Origin of the sequence: Nocardiopsis dassonvillei subsp. dassonvillei DSM 43111, assembly GCF_000092985.1 — a bacterium.
GTDB lineage: Bacteria > Actinomycetota > Actinomycetes > Streptosporangiales > Streptosporangiaceae > Nocardiopsis > Nocardiopsis dassonvillei.
In genome coordinates, this window is the sequence record NC_014211.1 from 589,187 (window position 1) to 606,455 (window position 17,269).

14 protein-coding genes are annotated in these 17,269 nt (G+C 71.0%); 4 read left to right on the top strand and 10 right to left on the bottom strand.

Features of this window, described 5'->3' with window-relative positions:
- Positions 1–65: 65 nt before the first annotated feature.
- The 5 genes from purL to purS form a co-directional block, all read right to left on the bottom strand.
- Positions 66–2,360 (bottom strand): phosphoribosylformylglycinamidine synthase subunit PurL, encoded by a 2,295-nt coding sequence (purL, locus tag NDAS_RS26780; protein WP_013156396.1) that lies wholly within the window; start codon positions 2,358–2,360, stop codon positions 66–68.
- Between the two features lie 71 nt (positions 2,361–2,431).
- Positions 2,432–2,950, bottom strand: a complete 519-nt coding sequence (locus NDAS_RS26785; RefSeq protein WP_013156397.1) for a hypothetical protein — start codon at positions 2,948–2,950, stop codon at positions 2,432–2,434.
- Positions 2,951–2,978: 28 nt separating this feature from the next.
- On the bottom strand, positions 2,979–3,674 hold the full coding sequence (gene purQ, locus NDAS_RS26790) for a phosphoribosylformylglycinamidine synthase subunit PurQ (protein WP_013156398.1): 696 nt from the start codon (positions 3,672–3,674) through the stop codon (positions 2,979–2,981).
- A gap of 386 nt (positions 3,675–4,060) precedes the next feature.
- Positions 4,061–4,540, bottom strand: a complete 480-nt coding sequence (locus tag NDAS_RS26795; protein ID WP_013156399.1) for an ATP-binding protein — start codon at positions 4,538–4,540, stop codon at positions 4,061–4,063.
- 241 nt (positions 4,541–4,781) lie between these two features.
- Positions 4,782–5,027 carry a phosphoribosylformylglycinamidine synthase subunit PurS gene (gene purS, locus NDAS_RS26800; protein ID WP_013156400.1) on the bottom strand — a complete coding sequence of 82 codons (246 nt, stop codon included), beginning with the start codon at positions 5,025–5,027 and terminating at the stop codon, positions 4,782–4,784.
- 281 nt (positions 5,028–5,308) lie between these two features.
- Here purS and NDAS_RS26805 point away from each other — a divergent pair, with 281 nt between their 5' ends.
- Positions 5,309–5,944, top strand: coding sequence for a sigma-70 family RNA polymerase sigma factor (locus NDAS_RS26805; protein ID WP_013156401.1), 636 nt, complete (start codon positions 5,309–5,311; stop codon positions 5,942–5,944).
- A 260-nt stretch (positions 5,945–6,204) separates the two neighbouring features.
- Here NDAS_RS26805 and NDAS_RS26810 read toward each other — a convergent pair whose 3' ends face one another.
- The gene (locus NDAS_RS26810) at positions 6,205–7,242 is read right to left on the bottom strand and encodes a CPBP family intramembrane glutamic endopeptidase (protein ID WP_013156402.1); all 1,038 of its coding nucleotides are present in this window, start codon (positions 7,240–7,242) and stop codon (positions 6,205–6,207) included.
- A 551-nt stretch (positions 7,243–7,793) separates the two neighbouring features.
- On the opposite strand from NDAS_RS26810, the gene pdhA reads away from it, so the two are divergent.
- The 3 genes from pdhA to NDAS_RS26825 are packed head-to-tail and all read left to right on the top strand — an operon-like array spanning position 7,794 to position 11,318.
- Entirely contained in the window at positions 7,794–8,909 is a 1,116-nt protein-coding gene (pdhA, locus tag NDAS_RS26815) for a pyruvate dehydrogenase (acetyl-transferring) E1 component subunit alpha (RefSeq protein ID WP_013156403.1), read from the top strand.
- A 3-nt stretch (positions 8,910–8,912) separates the two neighbouring features.
- Positions 8,913–9,893 (top strand): alpha-ketoacid dehydrogenase subunit beta, encoded by a 981-nt coding sequence (locus NDAS_RS26820; RefSeq protein ID WP_013156404.1) that lies wholly within the window; start codon positions 8,913–8,915, stop codon positions 9,891–9,893.
- 21 nt (positions 9,894–9,914) lie between these two features.
- Entirely contained in the window at positions 9,915–11,318 is a 1,404-nt protein-coding gene (locus NDAS_RS26825; protein ID WP_013156405.1) for a dihydrolipoamide acetyltransferase family protein, read from the top strand.
- A 98-nt stretch (positions 11,319–11,416) separates the two neighbouring features.
- Here the strand turns inward: NDAS_RS26825 and NDAS_RS26830 are convergent, their stop codons facing one another.
- The 4 genes from NDAS_RS26830 to NDAS_RS26845 form a co-directional block, all read right to left on the bottom strand.
- Positions 11,417–11,926, bottom strand: coding sequence for a hypothetical protein (locus NDAS_RS26830; RefSeq protein ID WP_013156406.1), 510 nt, complete (start codon positions 11,924–11,926; stop codon positions 11,417–11,419).
- Between the two features lie 46 nt (positions 11,927–11,972).
- Complete coding sequence (locus NDAS_RS26835) at positions 11,973–14,588, bottom strand: TPR repeat region-containing protein (RefSeq protein WP_013156407.1); 2,616 nt, start codon at positions 14,586–14,588, stop codon at positions 11,973–11,975.
- A 56-nt stretch (positions 14,589–14,644) separates the two neighbouring features.
- Entirely contained in the window at positions 14,645–14,977 is a 333-nt protein-coding gene (locus tag NDAS_RS26840) for a hypothetical protein (protein WP_013156408.1), read from the bottom strand.
- A 287-nt stretch (positions 14,978–15,264) separates the two neighbouring features.
- Entirely contained in the window at positions 15,265–17,175 is a 1,911-nt protein-coding gene (locus tag NDAS_RS26845) for a serine hydrolase domain-containing protein (RefSeq protein ID WP_013156409.1), read from the bottom strand.
- Positions 17,176–17,269 lie beyond the last annotated feature (94 nt).

Consider the following 17,269-nt stretch of genomic DNA (forward strand, 5'->3'; position numbering starts at 1 on the left):
CGGGGTCGGCCGAGACGACGCGGCGGGGGCGCCCCGAAGGACGCCCCCGCCGCGAACGGCCAGTGTCACACGCCGTCCATCAGGGCGGGCAGGGCCGCCTCGTAGGAGGCGCGCAGGTCGGTCAGCGCGATCTCCACGGCGCCGCCGGGGTGCGTGACCGACAGGGTCTCGCCGCCCACGACGCCGATCTGCTCCACCGGCACGCCGTGCTCGTTGGCCAGCGCCACGAACGCCTCCTCCTCGCCCGGCCGCACCGCGACGACCGCGCGGGCGCCGGACTCGCTGAACAGGGCGGTGAACACGTCCCCGTCCACGGTCACCCGCACGCCCCGGCCGCCGCGCATCGCCGACTCGGCCAGCGCGACCGCCAGGCCGCCGTCGGACAGGTCGTGCGCGGCCTCGGCCAGGCCCCGCTCGGCGGAGGCGGCCAGCACCTCGCCCAGGGCGGCCTCGGCGGCCAGGTCCACCCGCGGCGGCAGGCCGCCCAGGTGGCCGTGGACCGTGTCGGCCCACGCCGAGCCGCCGAACTCCGGCCGGGTCTCGCCCAGCAGGAACACCCGGGCGCCGTCGGTGTCGAACGACGTCCGCAGCCGCGTGCGCACGTCGTCGATCACGCCGAGCACACCGATCACCGGGGTCGGGTTGATCGCCACGTCACCGGTCTGGTTGTAGAAGCTCACGTTTCCGCCGGTCACCGGGGTGCCCAGCTGCTGGCAGGCGTCGGCCAGCCCGCGGGTGGACTCGGCGAACTGCCACATCACCCCGGGGTCCTCGGGCGAGCCGAAGTTGAGGCAGTTGGTCACCGCCAGCGGGCGCGCGCCCGTGGCGGCGACGTTGCGGTAGGCCTCGGCGTAGGCCAGCTGCGTGCCCGTGTACGGGTCCAGCCGGGTGAAGCGGCCGTTGCCGTCCGTGGACAGGGCCACGCCGCGGTGGGAGTCGTCGGAGACGCGGATCATCCCGGCGTCGTGCGGGGTGGAGACCACCGTGTCGCCGCGCACGTAGCTGTCGTACTGCTGGGTGACCCACGTCGGGTCGCCCACGCCCGGGGCGCCCAGCACGCGCAGCACCTGCTCGCGCAGCTCGGCGTCGCCGGAGGGCCGGGGCAGCTTCCCGGCGTCGTCGGCCTGGAGCGCGTCCTGCGAGGCCGGGCGCGCGTACGGGCGCTGGTAGACGGGGCCCTCGTCGGAGGCGGTCCGCGGCGGCATGTCCACCACGGTCTCGCCGTGCCAGGTCATCACCAGGCGACCGCCGCGCTCGGCCTCCTCGGGGGTCACGTCGGTGACCTCGCCGATCTCGGTGGCCAGGATCTGCCACTTGTCGCAGATGGCCAGGAACTCGTCCAGCTTCGCGGGCTCGACGATCGCCATCATGCGCTCCTGCGACTCGCTCATGAGGATCTCCTCGGGAGTGAGCCGGTGGTCGCGCAGCGGGACCCGGTCCAGCTGGACGCGCATGCCGCCGGTGCCGCCCGCGGCGAGTTCGGTGGTGGCGCAGGACACGCCCGCCGCCCCCAGATCCTGGATGCCGACGACCAGGTCCTTCTCGAACAGCTCCAGGCTGCACTCGATGAGCAGCTTCTCCATGAACGGGTCGCCGACCTGCACGCTGGGCCGCTTGGCGTGCGACTCGTCGTCGAAGGTGGCGCTGGCCAGCACCGAGGCGCCGCCGATCCCGTCGGGGCCGGTGGTGGAGCCGAACAGCACCACCTTGTTGCCCGGACCGGGCGCCTGCGCCAGCTTGATGTCCTCGTGCCGCATCACGCCGACGCACAGCGCGTTGACCAGCGGGTTGCCGATGTACCCGGCGTCGAAGCCGATCTCGCCGCCGATGTTGGGCAGGCCCAGGCAGTTGCCGTAGAAGGAGATGCCCGACACCACGCCGGGCAGCACCCGCTTGGTGTCGTCGGCGTCGGCCGGGCCGAACCGCAGCGCGTCCATCACCGCGACGGGGCGGGCGCCCATGGTGAGGATGTCGCGCACGATGCCGCCCACGCCGGTGGCCGCGCCCTGGTGCGGCTCCACGTAGGAGGGGTGGTTGTGCGACTCGATCTTGAACGTGACCGCGCGGCCGTCGCCGACGTCCACCACGCCCGCGTTCTCACCCATGCCGACGAGCAGGGCGTCGTTCTCGGGCGCCTTCTCCCCGAACTGGCGCAGGTGCACCTTGGACGACTTGTAGGAGCAGTGCTCGCTCCACATGACCGAGTAGATGGCCAGCTCGGCGGAGGTGGGGCGGCGGCCCAGGATCTCGCGTACCCGCTCGTACTCGTCCTTGGCCATACCCAGTTCGGCGTACGGCTGCGGTGTGTCGGGGTTGTCGTGCGCCACGGCGACGGTGTCGAGACCAGGTGCTTCAGACATGCGTGGTTCCGTTCGGGGTGTTCGGGTGGAAGCCGGGCCGTGGCGTCCGACCAACGGCGCGGAAGGTCGGGTCAGGGCGTTTGGGGCCCGCTCGCGTCGCCGAGCATCAGCGTCGCCGGGGACTCGGGTTCGTCGTGGGCGGAGGTGTCGGCCAGCATGTGTTCGCCGTCGCTGAGGAAGACCTGCTCCTCGGGTGCTCCCTGGGGCTCCTGCTCCTCCCAGCCCCGGCCGAGGAGGTGGGAGACCACCGTGTCGACGGTCTCGCGCGAGTCCTCGGTCAGCTCACCGTCCTCGGTCATGACCATCACCAGCCGGACGCACTCGGTGCCCTCGCAGTAGACGTCGGCCTCCGGATCGGAGACGTAGGACAGACCGGAGGGCGCCTGGCCGAGTACGTCCACGTCCGGCGGCGGGTTCTGGGACGGAGCGCCGCCCTGGCCCCCGTCCTGCTGGCCCTGGGGAGGGGGCGAGGCGACGGGTGCCGAGCCGATGGCGTTGAACAGGCCGATGCCCGCGGACACCACCAGTCCGACCACGACCAGCCCCACGAGGACGAACATCGTCCTTCTGGAGCGCAGCAGCCCCATCATCGGCCAACCCTCCAGTTCGGGATGCGGCTCAGGCGTTCACCGGCGAACCGGCGGCCAGGTGGGCGAGGATCGAGGAGAAGAAGCCCAGGCCCTCGTCGGAGGGGCCGGTGAGCGTTTCGACGGCGTGCTCGGGGTGCGGCATGAGGCCGACGACGTTCCCGTGCTCGTTGGTGATCCCGGCGATGTCGCGGCGGGAGCCGTTGGGGTTGCCGCCGACGTAGCGGACCACGACGCGGCCGGTGGCCTCCAGCTCGTCCAGGGTGTGCTCGTCGGCGACGTAGCTGCCCTCACCGCTCTTGAGCACCACCAGGATCTCCTGGCCCTCGGTGTAGGCGCCGGTCCAGGCGGTGCCGGTGTTCTCCACGCGCAGCACCTGGTCGCGGTTGACGAACCGCAGCGAGGAGTTGCGGGTCAGGGCTCCGGGGAGCAGGTGGCTCTCGCACAGGATCTGGAAGCCGTTGCAGATGCCCAGGACCGGCAGCGCGCCCGAGCGGGCGGCCGGGACCAGCTCCGACATCAGGGGGGCGAACCGGGCGATGGCCCCGCAGCGCAGGTAGTCGCCGTAGGAGAAGCCGCCGGGCAGGACCACGGCGTCGACGCCCCTGAGGTCGGCGTCCGCGTGCCAGAGCGAGACGGGTTCGGCGCCCGCCAGCGCGACGGCGCGCGCGGCGTCCTTGTCGTCGAGGGAGCCGGGGAAGGTGACGACGCCCACACGGGCTGTCATGAGCACACTCCGAGAGATCGGGTCGAGTCCGTCCCCGCGTGAGGCGGGGAGAGTGCGGCGAGGGAGACGCCGCTGCCTGGCCCCGTCCCTGGGGACGGTGCGTCCGCACTCCGCAGCGTACCCGCTCACCTGTGGTCGGGTACGACGGCGGAGCCCCTCGGGGGCCTTTCCTTTGGAGGATGCTCTGAACTCCGGTGGTCACGCACCGCGTTCCGGTGTGGCATTCCACAGGCGGAAACGGTGGTGTCGGAAGGGCCCTGTGTGATGCGTCACGGGGATGGTCCGCGGTCGCGGCGGGGCGGTGGACGCGCGCGTGGACGGCGCGGTCCGGGCCCTGGCCGGGGGCCGCCGCGTCCCGGGGCCGGGGGACACGCGGCTCGGCCCGCTCACATCAGGGCGTAGCGCTGGGCCGGCACCTGATCGGCGGCGCTCTCCTCCGGCGGTCCGTCGCAAGCCGTGAGCCGCTTGCGCAGCAGGACCGTGGTCCTTGGTTCCCCCTCGAAGGCGACCTCGTCCATGAGGTAGCGCATCAACAGAATGCCCCTGCCCGATTCCGCTTCCAGACCGGGGAGGGGCGTGTGGTCGGTGGTGAACCGCTCCGCGAGCGCCACGGGATCGGGCGCTCTCCCGGTATGGGATATCCGCAGTTCACACCATCGCCCGCCCATCTCCGCCTCGACCCTGTAGTCACGGGCCGGCCCGCCGTGGTCGATCGCGTTGGCACAGGCCTCGGAGACGGCCAGGAGGATGTCGTCGACGCAGTCCCCGCACACTCCCGCGCGAACGAGGAGGGTGCCCAGGACATCGCGGGCGACGGCGACCGTATACGCCTGCCTTGGGAGGGAGATCGAGAAATCGGCGTCCATTCGTACACCTCTCGTGCTCCGTTGTCGTGTTCATCCCGGCATGTTAGGAACCTTCCCCGAGGGCGGACGGAGTAAAACGAACAGCCGTGTCCCCGGCGGGGACACGGCTGTTCTCTCCGGCACTTCGGGCACGTCGGACACCGTGCGGACGAATTCCCGCGGATTTCCCCGCGGGTTTTCCGCGACGGCGGAATCCGGGAGGGACGCGGCGTAGGAGTGCCTCGGGTCACACGCGCGGAGGTCAGTCCTCCACGCGCACGCTGTACTCCTCGATGACGGTGTTGGCGAGGAGGGTCTCGGCCAGGCGGCGGACGTCGGCGAGCTTGGCCTCGTCCACCGCGCCCTCCACCTCGACCTCGAAGCGCTTGCCCTGGCGGACCTGCTCGATCCCCTCGAAGCCCAGACGGGAGCAGGCCCCGGCGATGGCCTGGCCCTGGGGGTCCAGGATCTCGGGCTTGAGCATGACGTCAACAACGACGCGGGCCACAGGGTCCTCCACAAGGAAAAGGGGTGTGCCGCACGTGCCTGCGGCGGGCGGGCCGCCTCCCCGGACCGGCGGGGAGGGGGACGTCGCAAGCGTACGGCACGCGCAAACGGGTAGGCATCCTGACCAGGAGGCGCGCCGGGCCTTTACCTCACATTGGGCAGTACCGGTGACTGTTTCGGGGGTCCCGTGACTCGTATCACGCGGATTGATGTCATCATTGGAGGCCTGCGGCGGCGTCTTACACAGTGGAAGTGACCGTCCGGTCGTCCTGAGGGGGAATCTTGACGACTATCGAAATGGACCAGGCCTCCACGACCGGTGAGACCCGCGAGGGGGAGCAGACGCTGGACTTCGCCACCGCGGTGACACCGTTCGCCGACCAGCTCTACCCCACGGCCCTGCGGATGACCCGCAACCCCGCCGACGCGGAGGACCTCGTGCAGGAGACCTTCGCCAAGGCCTTCGCGAATTTCCACCAGTTCCGCGCGGGTACGAACCTGCGAGCCTGGCTTTACCGGATCCTGACCAACACCTTCATCAACAGCTACCGCAAGAAGCAGCGCGAACCGCGCCAGGAGACCACCGACGAGATCAAGGACTGGCAGCTCGCCGCCGCCGAGGCGCACACGTCCTCCGGCATGAGGTCGGCCGAGAACGAGGTCCTGGACCACCTGCCCGACTCCGACATCAAGCAGGCGCTCGCCCGCCTGCCCGAGGAGTTCCAGGAGGTCATCTACCTCGTCGACATCGAGGGCTACGCCTACAAGGAGGTGGCCGAGCGGATGGGGACGCCCCTGGGGACGGTCATGTCCCGGCTGCACCGCGCCCGCCGCCAGCTCCGCGAGATGCTCGCCGACTACGCCCGCGACCGCGGCATGAGGGTCCCCGCCTCCAGGGCGCACGCCGCCGCCGAGTAACCGGCCGCGCAGGGCCCCGCCCCCCCCGGGCCGGTGAGGGCCCGCGAGCACCGCCGGGCCGAACGGCCCCGCATCCCCCGCCGGTGTTCGGGGCGGCCGTGCCCCCCGCGACACGTCCCCCCGCGAACCGTGCCGGTGACGGCCCGGAGCCGACGCCGGTGTCCTCCCCGAAGCCGGCAAACGGTCGTCCCCCGGGTCCGATGCCCCCGACCGGTACCCGAACCGGGCTCACGGGCGGGGCCCGTGAACCCCCGGACCGGTCACGCGTTCCGTTCCGCCACCGGGTTCGGGGCCGGCCCCACGGGGGTCGTCTCCGGTCCCGTACGTCGGGTGCGCAGCCACACCACGGCCGTGATCGCGATGAGCAGGACGCAGGGCACGAGCATGACGGGCGACCCGGCGCCCACCGACCGGTCCATCCCCTCCATGAGGTCGGCGTGCGTGACGATGGTGATGAGGAAGGCGAGCGTGTTGTTGACCGCGTGAATGACCACGGCGATCTCCAGACCACCCGTGCGCCACGTGATGAGGGCGAGGGTGACGCCCATCGTGAAGTAGTACAGGTTGAGCCACGGGTCGAACGCCAGGTGCGCCGCCATGAACAGCAGGCTCGACACGAACACGCCGAGGACGAGGCTGGTGCGCGCGCCACGGCCCCAGCTCGCGGCGACACGGAAGGCGAGCCCGCGGAAACCGTACTCCTCACCGGCCGACTGCAACGGTGCCAGCAGCACGGTGACGGCGAACATGGCGATGAGGTCGGCGAACAGCCAGGAGGTTTCGGGATAGGGCGTGAAGACGGAGAAGACGGCCAGGTAGACCGTCCAGACGGGCAGGACCACCAGGAGGGACCGCCCGAACACGTCGGCTCGGAAGAGCGACCGGACCGAATGCAGCGAGGCGCCCCTCACGCCGTAGAGCCACCGTTGGATGAGCATGCTCCACGGCAGCAGCAGGGCGAGCCCGAGCAGGGTGGAGGCCTGGGTGACGGGCGTGAACTCGTCCCCGCCCAGCATCACGCTGGAGCGGCCGAGCGCCAAGTCGGCGAACGCGCCGAGGAACCCGGCGGCGAAGGAGAAGACCAGCATCCCGCCCATGAAGAGGACGAGAGCGGCGATGCCGCGCCAGACGCGGCGCTTCTCGTGGGCGAGGACACGGTGATAGGGCACGCCCGGCGGGACCGGACGGGGGCCGCGCCGCCGCCTGGTCTCGGCTGAGGGGTGTTCGGGGCCCGCACCCGGGGCCGGGGGAGCCGTCCGGAGCGGTTGCGCGGGGGGATGTTCGTCGTCGCGGTTCATGTTCTGAACCTAGTTTCGGCGGATGGCGCACAGTAGTACCGCTGATCATCTGGTTTTTCCGCGTTTCACACCGATCGTCGCATGACGGTTGTCATGCGGGCGTGTCCGGAGGGGCCGCGGGTCGGCGCCCCGCGCCGGTGCCGGAGGACCGGGTGCGCGGGGTGCGCGGTGCCTCCGGGCCCGTGACGGAAGAAGGCGTCCCCCGCACGCCGACCGGTGCGCGCGGGCGGGCGTTCCCCGTGCCGGAGCGGTTCTCGTGTCCCCGGACCCCGCGCGGGCCGCGCGGGTAGCGGCCGCGTCCTCGAAAAGTCGTTGGAAACCCTTGTAAGTGCTAGGAAGCCCTGGTAATCGCACTGGTCGGGGATCGGGGATCATGGGGCCCGCAGCTGAAAAGGTGACGCTGAGGGCTTGCGCTCTCCATGGTGAGTTCTGTCACGATATGGAGAGGGCTGTCCAACTCCCGCCCACCACCCCGGGTGGGACGAGGACCGTGATTCGGCCGATCAGCGTTCACCCACGCGAATTCGGCCCCGAGAACCCGAGGGAGCAACGTGTCGGACACGACCGTGCACGAGGAACCGGAGCTGATCCAGCTCCTGACACCGGAAGGGGAGTTGACGGGGCACCCCGACTACCCCCTGGACATCAGCGCCGAGGAGATCCGCGCCCTGTACCGCGACCTGGTCCTGGTGCGCAGGTTCGACAGCGAGGCGGTCTCCCTCCAGCGCCAGGGCGAGCTGGGCCTGTGGGCCTCGCTGCTGGGCCAGGAGGCCGCGCAGATCGGCTCCGCACGCGCGCTGGGCGCGAAGGACATGGCCTTCCCCTCCTACCGCGAGCACGGCGTCGCGTGGTGCCGGGGCATCGAGCCCCGTGAACTGCTCGGCATGTTCCGCGGCGTCACCAACGGGGGCTGGGACCCCCACGAGCACGGCTTCCACCTGTACACGATCGTCATCGGCAGCCAGACCCTGCACGCCACCGGCTACGCCATGGGCGTCCAGCGCGACGGCGCCGTCGGCGAGGACGGCACCGCCGTCATCTCCTACTTCGGCGACGGGGCCACCAGCCAGGGCGACACCAACGAGGCGTTCAACTTCGCCTCGGTCAACAACGCCCCGGTGGTCTTCTTCTGCCAGAACAACCAGTGGGCGATCTCCGAACCGCTGGAGCGCCAGGCCCGCGTGCCCATCTACCGGCGCGCCGCCGGGTTCGGCTTCCCCGGCCTGCGCGTGGACGGCAACGACGTCCTGGCCTGCCTGGCCGTGACCCGGGTCGCGCTGTCCAACGCCCGCGAGGGCAACGGCCCCACGCTCGTGGAGGCGTTCACCTACCGGATGGGCGCCCACACCACCAACGACGACCCCACCCGCTACCGCGCGTCGGCCGAGCTCGACGAGTGGAAGGCCAAGGACCCGATCCTGCGGGTCCGCCGCTACCTGGAGCGGGGCGGCCACGCCGACGAGGAGTTCTTCGCGTCCGTGGACGCCGAGGCGGACCGGCTGGGCGAGCAGGTGCGCACCGAGTGCCGTTCCCTGCCCGACCCCGAGCCCCTCGACATCTTCCACGAGGTCTACGCCGAGCCCAACGTCCACATCGACCAGCAGCGGTCCGAGTTCGCCGACTACCTGGCCTCCTTCGAGGGCGCGGGCGCGGAAGGGGGCCGTTAGGCCATGGGAACCAACCTCACCATCGGCAAGGCCATCAACGCCGGCCTGCGCGCCGCCATGGAGCACGACCCCAAGGTCCTGGTCATGGGCGAGGACGTCGGCAGGCTCGGCGGCGTCTTCCGGGTCACCGACGGCCTGTACAAGGACTTCGGCGCCGACCGGGTCATCGACACCCCCCTCGCCGAGTCCGGCATCGTCGGCACCGCGATCGGCATGGCCATGCGCGGCTACCGCCCCGTGGTGGAGATCCAGTTCGACGGCTTCTTCTTCCCGGCCGCGAACCAGACCTTCACCCAGCTGGCCAAGATGCGGCGCCGCTCGGCGGGCACGCTCAGCATGCCCGTGGTCATGCGCATCCCCTACGGCGGCGGCATCGGCGCGGTCGAGCACCACAGCGAGTCCCCGGAGGCCTACTTCACCCACACCGCCGGGCTGCGTGTGGTGTCGGTGGCCAACCCCGAGGACGCCTACTGGATGATCCAGCAGGCCGTGCGCTCCGACGATCCGGTGATCTTCCTGGAGCCCAAGCGGCGCTACTACGAGAAGGCCGAGGTCGACACCGAGGCGTCCATCGCCGAGGCCGCCCCGATGGGCGCCGCGCGCGTGGTCCGTCCCGGCACGGACGTGACCCTCCTGGCGTACGGGCCCATGGTCAAGACGGCGCTCCAGGCCGCCGAGGCCGACACCGACCACTCCGTCGAGGTCGTCGACCTGCGTTCGCTGTCCCCCGTGGACTACCCGACCCTGTTCGCCTCGGTGAAGAGGACGGGGCGCCTGGTCGTCGCCCACGAGGCCCCCCTCTCCGGCGGCCCCGGCGCGGAGATCGCCGCCCGGGTCACCGAGGAGTGCTTCTACCACCTGGAGTCGCCGGTCATCCGCGTGGCCGCGTTCGACACCCCCTACCCGCAGTCCCGGCTGGAGGAGCACTACCTGCCGGACCTGGACCGGGTTCTGGACGGTGTCGACCGGGCGTTCGCGTACTAGGGATCGGGGAAACCGAAGGACATGGCGATTTCCAAGAACGAACCCGCCGTCGGCGGAGTGCAGTCGTTCAAGCTGCCCGACGTCGGGGAGGGCCTGGTCGAGGCCGAACTCCTCTCCTGGTACGTCAAGCCGGGTGACGAGGTCGGGGTCAACCAGATGATCTGCGAGATCGAGACCGCCAAGGCGGTCGTCGAGCTCCCCAGCCCGTTCGCGGGGACGGTGCGCGAGCTGTTGGCCGAGGAGGGCCAGACCGTGGAGGTCGGCGCGGTGATCATCACCGTGGACGACGGCTCCGGCGGTTCCGCCCCGGAGGCCGCCCCGTCGGCGGACTCCGAGGAGCGGGAGAAGCCGCTGGTCGGCTACGGCGAGAAGGCGGCCTCCACCCAGCGCCGACCGCGCCGCCGCCCGGGCCCCTCGGCGCCGGTGTCGCCGCCCGTGCCGCGCGTCAGCGAGCCCGCGCCCGCCAACACGCCCGCGGTGCGGGAGACGCGGGCGGCCCCGGCCCCCGCCCCGGCGCGGGCGCCGGGCCGTCCGCTCGCCAAGCCGCCGGTGCGCAAGCTGGCCAAGGACCTCGGCGTGGACCTGGCGTCGGTCACCCCCACGGGGGACAACGGCGTCGTCACCCGCGAGGACGTGCGGGCCGCGGTCGGTCAGGCTCCGGGGGGCCCGGCGGCCGCGGAGACCGTGCAGGCCGCCCCCGCGGCGGCCGTGGACCGCACCGCGCGCGAGCGGCGCGTGCCCGTCAAGGGCGTGCGCAAGCACACGGCCGCGGCGATGGTCGGCAGCGCGTTCACCGCTCCGCACGTCACCGAGTTCCTCCAGGTGGACGTCACCAGGACGATGAAGGCGGTCGCGCGCCTGCGCGAGCGGCCCGACTTCGCCGACGTGCGGGTGTCCCCGCTGCTGCTGGTCGCCAAGGCCCTGCTCATGGCGGTCCGGCGGCACCCGGAGGTCAACGCCTCCTGGGACGAGGAGAACCAGGAGATCGTGGTCAAGGACTACGTGAACCTGGGGATCGCGGCGGCCACCGAGCGCGGTCTGGTGGTGCCCAACATCAAGGACGCCGACGCCATGACCCTGCCGGAGCTGGCGGCGGGGCTGAAGCGGCTGACCGAGACCGCCCGGGCGGGCAAGACCAGCCCGGCGGACATGTCCGGCGGCACCATCACGATCACCAACGTCGGCGTGTTCGGCGTGGACGCGGGCACCCCGATCCTCAACCCGGGTGAGGCGGCCATCCTCGCCTTCGGGCAGATCCGGGACATGCCCTGGGTGCACAAGGGCAAGCTCAAGGTCCGCAAGGTGACGACCCTGTCGCTGTCCTTCGACCACCGCCTGGTCGACGGGGAGCTGGGCTCCAAGGTGCTGCGCGACATCGGCACGGCGCTGGAGGACCCGGAGCTGACCGCCCTGGCCTGGGGCTAGGGTCTCTCGCGGAGCGGGTCAGGGGGCCGGTGCGCGTATGTCGCACCGGCCCCCTTGCGTGGCGGGGAAGCCCAGCCCCCGAGGGTCTCCTGGCCGGACTACGGGGTGCCGTCCCCGCAGTCCACGTAGTCGGCGACGCTGGCCGCGTACTCCTCCGGGGTGTCGAGGGTCTCCCAGTGTTCGTCCATGTAGGCGTCGACGAACTCCTCACCGCCGACGGGTTCACCGCACCAGGTGACCTCGTTGAAGTACATGGCGTCCGCGAGAGCTCCGTCGATCTGTCCGGAGTTGTGTACTTCCTGGGTCCGCCACTCGTCCCTGTCCAGTTCGACGGCGTATCCGTTCTCGGTCTCTCGGAGGATGCCGGTCTCGAACAACCTGCTCCTCTTGTCGCCGATGTCTTCGACGACCTCGTCCGGATCGCCCTCGGCGAGCATGCGGTTCAGCGTGTGTACTCTGGCCTCGCGTTCGACCCAGAAGAAGGAGACGTGGTCGCCGGCCGGTTCCTCCGCGGTATCGGGTTCGGGGGTCGAGCACGCGGACAGGGTCAGGCTCGTGGTCAGGAAGACCGCCAGCACGGCGGACGCGCGACCCTCGTGCAGGGGCAACGGAACCTCCAGATCGTTTCGGTAGCGGCGGTTCACGGGTGACCGGTCAACCCTCCTCTTCCTCCTCCTGGCCCGCGAAGACGCTGTTCGTGTCGTCGTAGGAGTTGTTGTACTGGGTGACGAAGTCGGACACGCGCCTGTCGCCCGGTTGGGTGCGGCCGTCGCTGGTGGTGATCTCCACGTCGACCAGGATGTTGCTGATGGCGCCGTCCATGCGGTCGAGGTCCTGGTTCCTGTTGTCCGACCACTCGTTCGGGTTCTTCTCCACGTCGACCGTGACGGAGTCGTCGAAGACGAAGCCGTCTCCGATGTCCTCCGGGTCGAGCCGCACACCGTCCTGCGTGATGGTGATGGCGCCGCCGTTGATCAGGGTGCGGAACTCGTCGGGACGGATGACGCCGTTGAGCGCTTCGGGATCCTTCTGCGACAGGTAGTCGAGAGCCTCGATGCGGAAGTTGCGCTCGATGTACTCGGCCCCGGAGAAGGTCGGGTGGCGTGGAGAGACCTCGTACTCGCCGTTGACGATCGCCTCGACGATGCTCTCCTCTTCCAGCTCCAGCCCCTTCGCGACAGCGGCGCCGATGACCGGGATCTTCTCGGACATGCCTCCGGCCTCGCCCACCACGAATTCGGTGATCTGCGTCTTCCGGTCGATCTGCTCGTCGAGGTCGGCCGTCCGGTCGGCCGAGTCCCTTCTCAGCGCCTCCTCCAGAAGGGCCTGGAGCTGGCCTCCACCGCGTGCCGTCTCCTCGGCCTGTCCGTTTCCGAAGAAGGCGGCGGCCTCGATCTGCTGGTAGACGTCGACGGAGTTGACCACACGTCCGGCGGTCTCGTCGTTGCCCATCAGGAGCTGCATGTACATGGCGCGCTCCTCCGGACCCATGGAGACGAAACTCTTGTCCGGGTCGAAGTCCTCGATGCCCGTCACCGGCTCGTTGTCGTGCAGCACGTCACTGTCGGCGAAGCTGTAGATGTGGGCGTCGAAGATGTCGGCGAGGCTGTCGGCGAGTTCCCCGTTGAACTGGGTGAACGAGGCGTTGGAGTACTCGTTGTCCCCCTCGGTCACGTCCACGCCGGTGTTGACGAGGGCCTCGTGCATGTCCTTGTCGGTGATGGTCTCCATGAACCCGGCGAAACCGTCCCCGGCCCGCTGGCGCACGTCGGGGTCCTCGCTGTGGATGTCCTCGGCCAGCCAGTCGGTGAGCTGGCGCGCGGTGCGGCCGTCGTCGTGCCACTCGTGGGTGAGCGTGCCCTCCAGCGCCCGCGTGCGCAGGTCCTCGTCGCCGTGGTCGACGCCCTCCTCCGCGTTGATGTGCTCGCCGGTGAGCATGTAGTAGTTGGCGTCGGTGTTGCGGCTGGCCACGTCGATGATGTGGGAGACCTGCTCGGAGTCGGGCAGCACCCCGTCGGGGTCGGGGTCGTCGCCCCAGGCGTCGAGGAACGCGCCGGTGGTCAGGTGCAGGTTGGTCGACAGCCCGTAGCCGCCCTGGAGGCCCTCGTCCGTGTGCTCCATGAAGGCGGAGAGCGCCTTCATGTCCATCCCCATGCTCACGGGCGTGCCGGGGAGCTTGTTCTCGGCGTCGGGGTTGATCCAGGAGCCCTCGACGGCGTACCGGAAGCTCTCGGGCAGGTTGTCGTACCCTCCGCCGAGCGCGGGGTCCGAGAGCGCGAGCAGCCCGTTGCCGAGGACGCCGAGGGCGTCCTCCCGCTCCTCGTCGCTCATGCCGGACTCGTTCATGAGGTCGGGGTAGACCATGATGCCCGCCCCGACCCCGTCCCTGCGGTAGGGCTCCTCCAGCTGGGCGTAGAACTCCTCCAGGAACGCGATCTCCTCGGGACTGAGCTCCGTGCCGTCCTGCTGGTTCTGCCGGGCGCCGGTCCCCACCATCGTGAGCACGAGCATCATCTCGTGGTAGCGGTCGTCCAGCGGCTTGTCACCGGACCAGTAGGCGGCGAGCTCGTCGGCGTACTGCTCGGCGTTCTCGGGCGTGAGCTCGCTGTCGTCGATGAGCGAGGAGTAGCGGGAGGGGTCCAGGTTGAGGAACGCCCAGTTGGCGTTGCCCGTGTCCATGAGCTTGCGGACGTTCTCCGGGGTCGGGCCCTGTTCGAGCATCGTCCGGACGTCCTCGGCGCCGTCCTGGAGCTTCTGCCAGTTGGTCTGCTCCTGGCTGATGAGCCCCTCCTGCACGGTGGCGAGCTCGTCGTAGAGGGCCCGGCACCGCGCCTCGTCCCCCGCGCCCCAGTCCGTCCACAGGAAGCCGTCGGCCTGGGGGTGGGACGAGGTGATGTGGTCGTCCTGGTACTTGGCGGGGACGGCGTTCTCCTTCTCCGTCCTGCTGCTCTCCCAGGCGGTGACCTGGGAGTCGCGCTCCTCGTGGAAGGCCTTCACGATGTCCCCCCACCTCTCGGCCACCGAGGCCGCGTAGGAGACCGAGACGGCGGCGTCCCGCCAGTTCTGGAGGTCCTCCTCGGACAGGCTCCGGATGTCCCAGGCGATGACGTCGGTGAACTCGCCCGCGGCCGAGTCGAAGCTTCCGCTGAGGTCGTCGGCGCGGCCGAGGAGGCGCGCGTTGAGGACCTCCAGGTCCGCCGCGCAGTCGTAGACGGGTTTGGAGTCGTAGTGGAAGTCGCGGGGGACGAAGACGAGAGAGAAGGTTGCCACGGTCTTCCTCGGAGGGGCGGGGGAGGCGGGTACGGAGGGGGAGGGGGAGGGCGCCGTCAGCCCCCGAAGTTGATGTCCCGGTGGGACTCCCAGGGGTGGTCGAAGTCCTCCGAGCTGTCCAGGTCGTTCCGCGCGATCTCCGCCGCGCCCGCCTGGACGTTGTCGGCCAGGGACAGGCCGAGTGTCTGGACGTCGATGAGCGCCTGCGCGGTGTTCTCCTTGAACGCGCTGAACCCGGCCCTGACGTCGTCGTGGCCGGAGACGCTCTCGGCGTCCTCCATGAGGAGGTCGAACGCGTCGGCGAGTCCCGCCATGGCGGCCGCGAGTGTTTCGGCGTACTCGCCGCCCCGCATCCCCTCGATCGGGTTGCCGCCCGCTTCGGTGGTCATGTGGGGGTCTCCTCTCTCCTCGAACGCGGGACCCGCGGGGAGGGGGCACGGCGCCCTCCGCGCACGGAAGGCCCGTCCGCGGCCGTCGGGGCCGCCGGAACGGGTCCGGATGAAGGGTGGGACGCGCGGACGGGGGCAGGAGTTCCGCCGATCCCCTGAACTGTGGGGATGCTACCCGGATAGGCGCCGCATGTGTACCTTTCGCCCCGGGATGTTAGCTCCTTGTTCAGCCGACGCCGGGGTTCGGGGGGTCCGGAACCGGCACGGGGCTCCGGACCCGGGTCCGCTCAGGACACCAGCCACACGAAGCCGTACTGGGCCCCCGTCACGATGACGGCCGTCGCGGCCAGGACGACCAGGGAGAGGTGGATCCGCCCGGCCGGGCGCAGCCACCCCCTGACCCAGGCGGTCACGGCCACGGCCGCGGTGGCCAGGGTGAGCGGGACGGCGACGGCGAGCGGCAGGGTGAGCGCGAGGGACTCGCTGAAGATCCACTGCTGGAGCGTGTGGCTGTCGAACAGCCCGTACGCGACGAGTCCGACGGCGACGAAGCAGCTCAGCGCGGTCAGCGAGGCCAGCGCCCGGGCCAGGACGGTGAACCGGTCCGGTGCGCGGCGGAACTGCACGAACGCGGTGAACAGGACGAGCAGCCCGGCGGCGGCGACCACGCCGTGCGTGATCGGGCTGGTCAGCGGGGTGGTCCGCTCGTAGACCTGGGTGGCGTTGGTGTCCGTGGCCAGGGCGACGACCTCGCCGTCCTCCTCCAGGAAGGTCAGCCGGTCCGCGCCGTTCTGCGCGGCCATCCGCCCCCCGCCGAGGGGCAGCCAGCGGTCGTCCGCGGCCATCGGGCCGCTGACGGAGAGGGTGCCGTCCCCGGCGTCGCGCACGGTCATGTTGTCGAAGAGGGAGACGATCTGGCCGGGCCCGCTGGCGGAGCGGCGGCTGCTGACGTAGGTGCCCGTGTAGGCGCCGAGGTCGGCGCCGGTGTCGGCCTCCCCGGACGGCGCGGCCTGCGGGTCGAACGTGTCCCAGAACTCCTGGGCCACCGTCATCCGCAGGTCCTCCAGGGGGTTTCCGGGGACGGAGTCGTCGCCGTTGACCGCGACGAACATCCCGGCGTCGATCCCGGGGATCAGGGTGTAGGCGGTGTGCATGCCGTCCAGGTCGCCGGCGTGGCCGATGACGGGGGAGTCCCCGCCCCGCCACTGGTAGGTGCCGTAGCCCACCGCGGGGGCCTCCGGGTGCGACTCGTGCTGGCTCGCCAGCATCTGCTCGGCCACCCCGGCGGGCAGCACGCGCTCGCCGTCGATCTCTCCGTCGCCCAGCAGGGCCAGCATGAACCGGGCCATGTCGTCGGTCGAGGCGAGGGAGGCGCCCGCGGGAGCCTGGGAGACGTGCAGGTCCCCGGCCCTGCTGCCGTCGGGCAGGTGGAACGCCGGGACCTCGTAGACCTCGCGGGCGTCGTAGATCTGGAGGAACGCGCTCCGGTCCATGCCCAGCGGCTCGAACAGGTTCTGGGCGACGTACTCCTCGAAGGGCTGGCCGCTCACCTCCTGGACGACGTACCCGGCCAGGCCGTTCCCGTGGTTGGAGTAGGCGGTGAACCGGCCGGGCTCGTAGAGCTCCTCGGGCTTGAGGGTGCTGTACACCTCCTCGAGGTCCAGGTGCCGTTCGGTGTCCCCGGCCGAGGGGAAGTCCAACACCTCCGCGAACCCCGCGGTGTGGGTGAGCAGGTGGTGCATCGTGACGCCGTCCATGGGCAGCCGGGCGGCCTCGGGCAGGTAGGTGTTGACGTCCTCGTGCAGGTCGATCTCCCCCTCCTCGGCCAGGAGGAGGGCGGCGGCCGCGGTGAAGGACTTGGACACCGAGCCGGTGGGAAGCGTGTGGACCGTGTGGTCCATGGGGGTCTGGGTGGCGAGGTCGGCGTACCCGTGGGAGGCGGAGGCGACCTGCTCGCCCCCGGCCACGACGGTCACGGCGACGCCGGGCGCGCCGTGCTCCTCCAGCAGTTCGGCGACGCGGGTGTCCACGAACTCCCGCGCGGTCTCGGGGTTGAGCGGCGCGGCCTCGGCCGGGGCGGTCGGCGGGGCCGCGGCGGCGCCGGGCGCGGCGGCGGCCGAGGCCGCCCCGGGCGCCAGGACGGCGGCGATCATCAGGGGCGCGGCCAGCATCGGCAGGACGCGTGGAACTCGTGGCATCAGGGGCTCCCAGGGTGTTTTTCGCTACCCCTCGAACCTAGGATTCGGCGCTGTTCGGAGCACTGGTGCGGGCGGGCGTCCCGGTACTACAGCC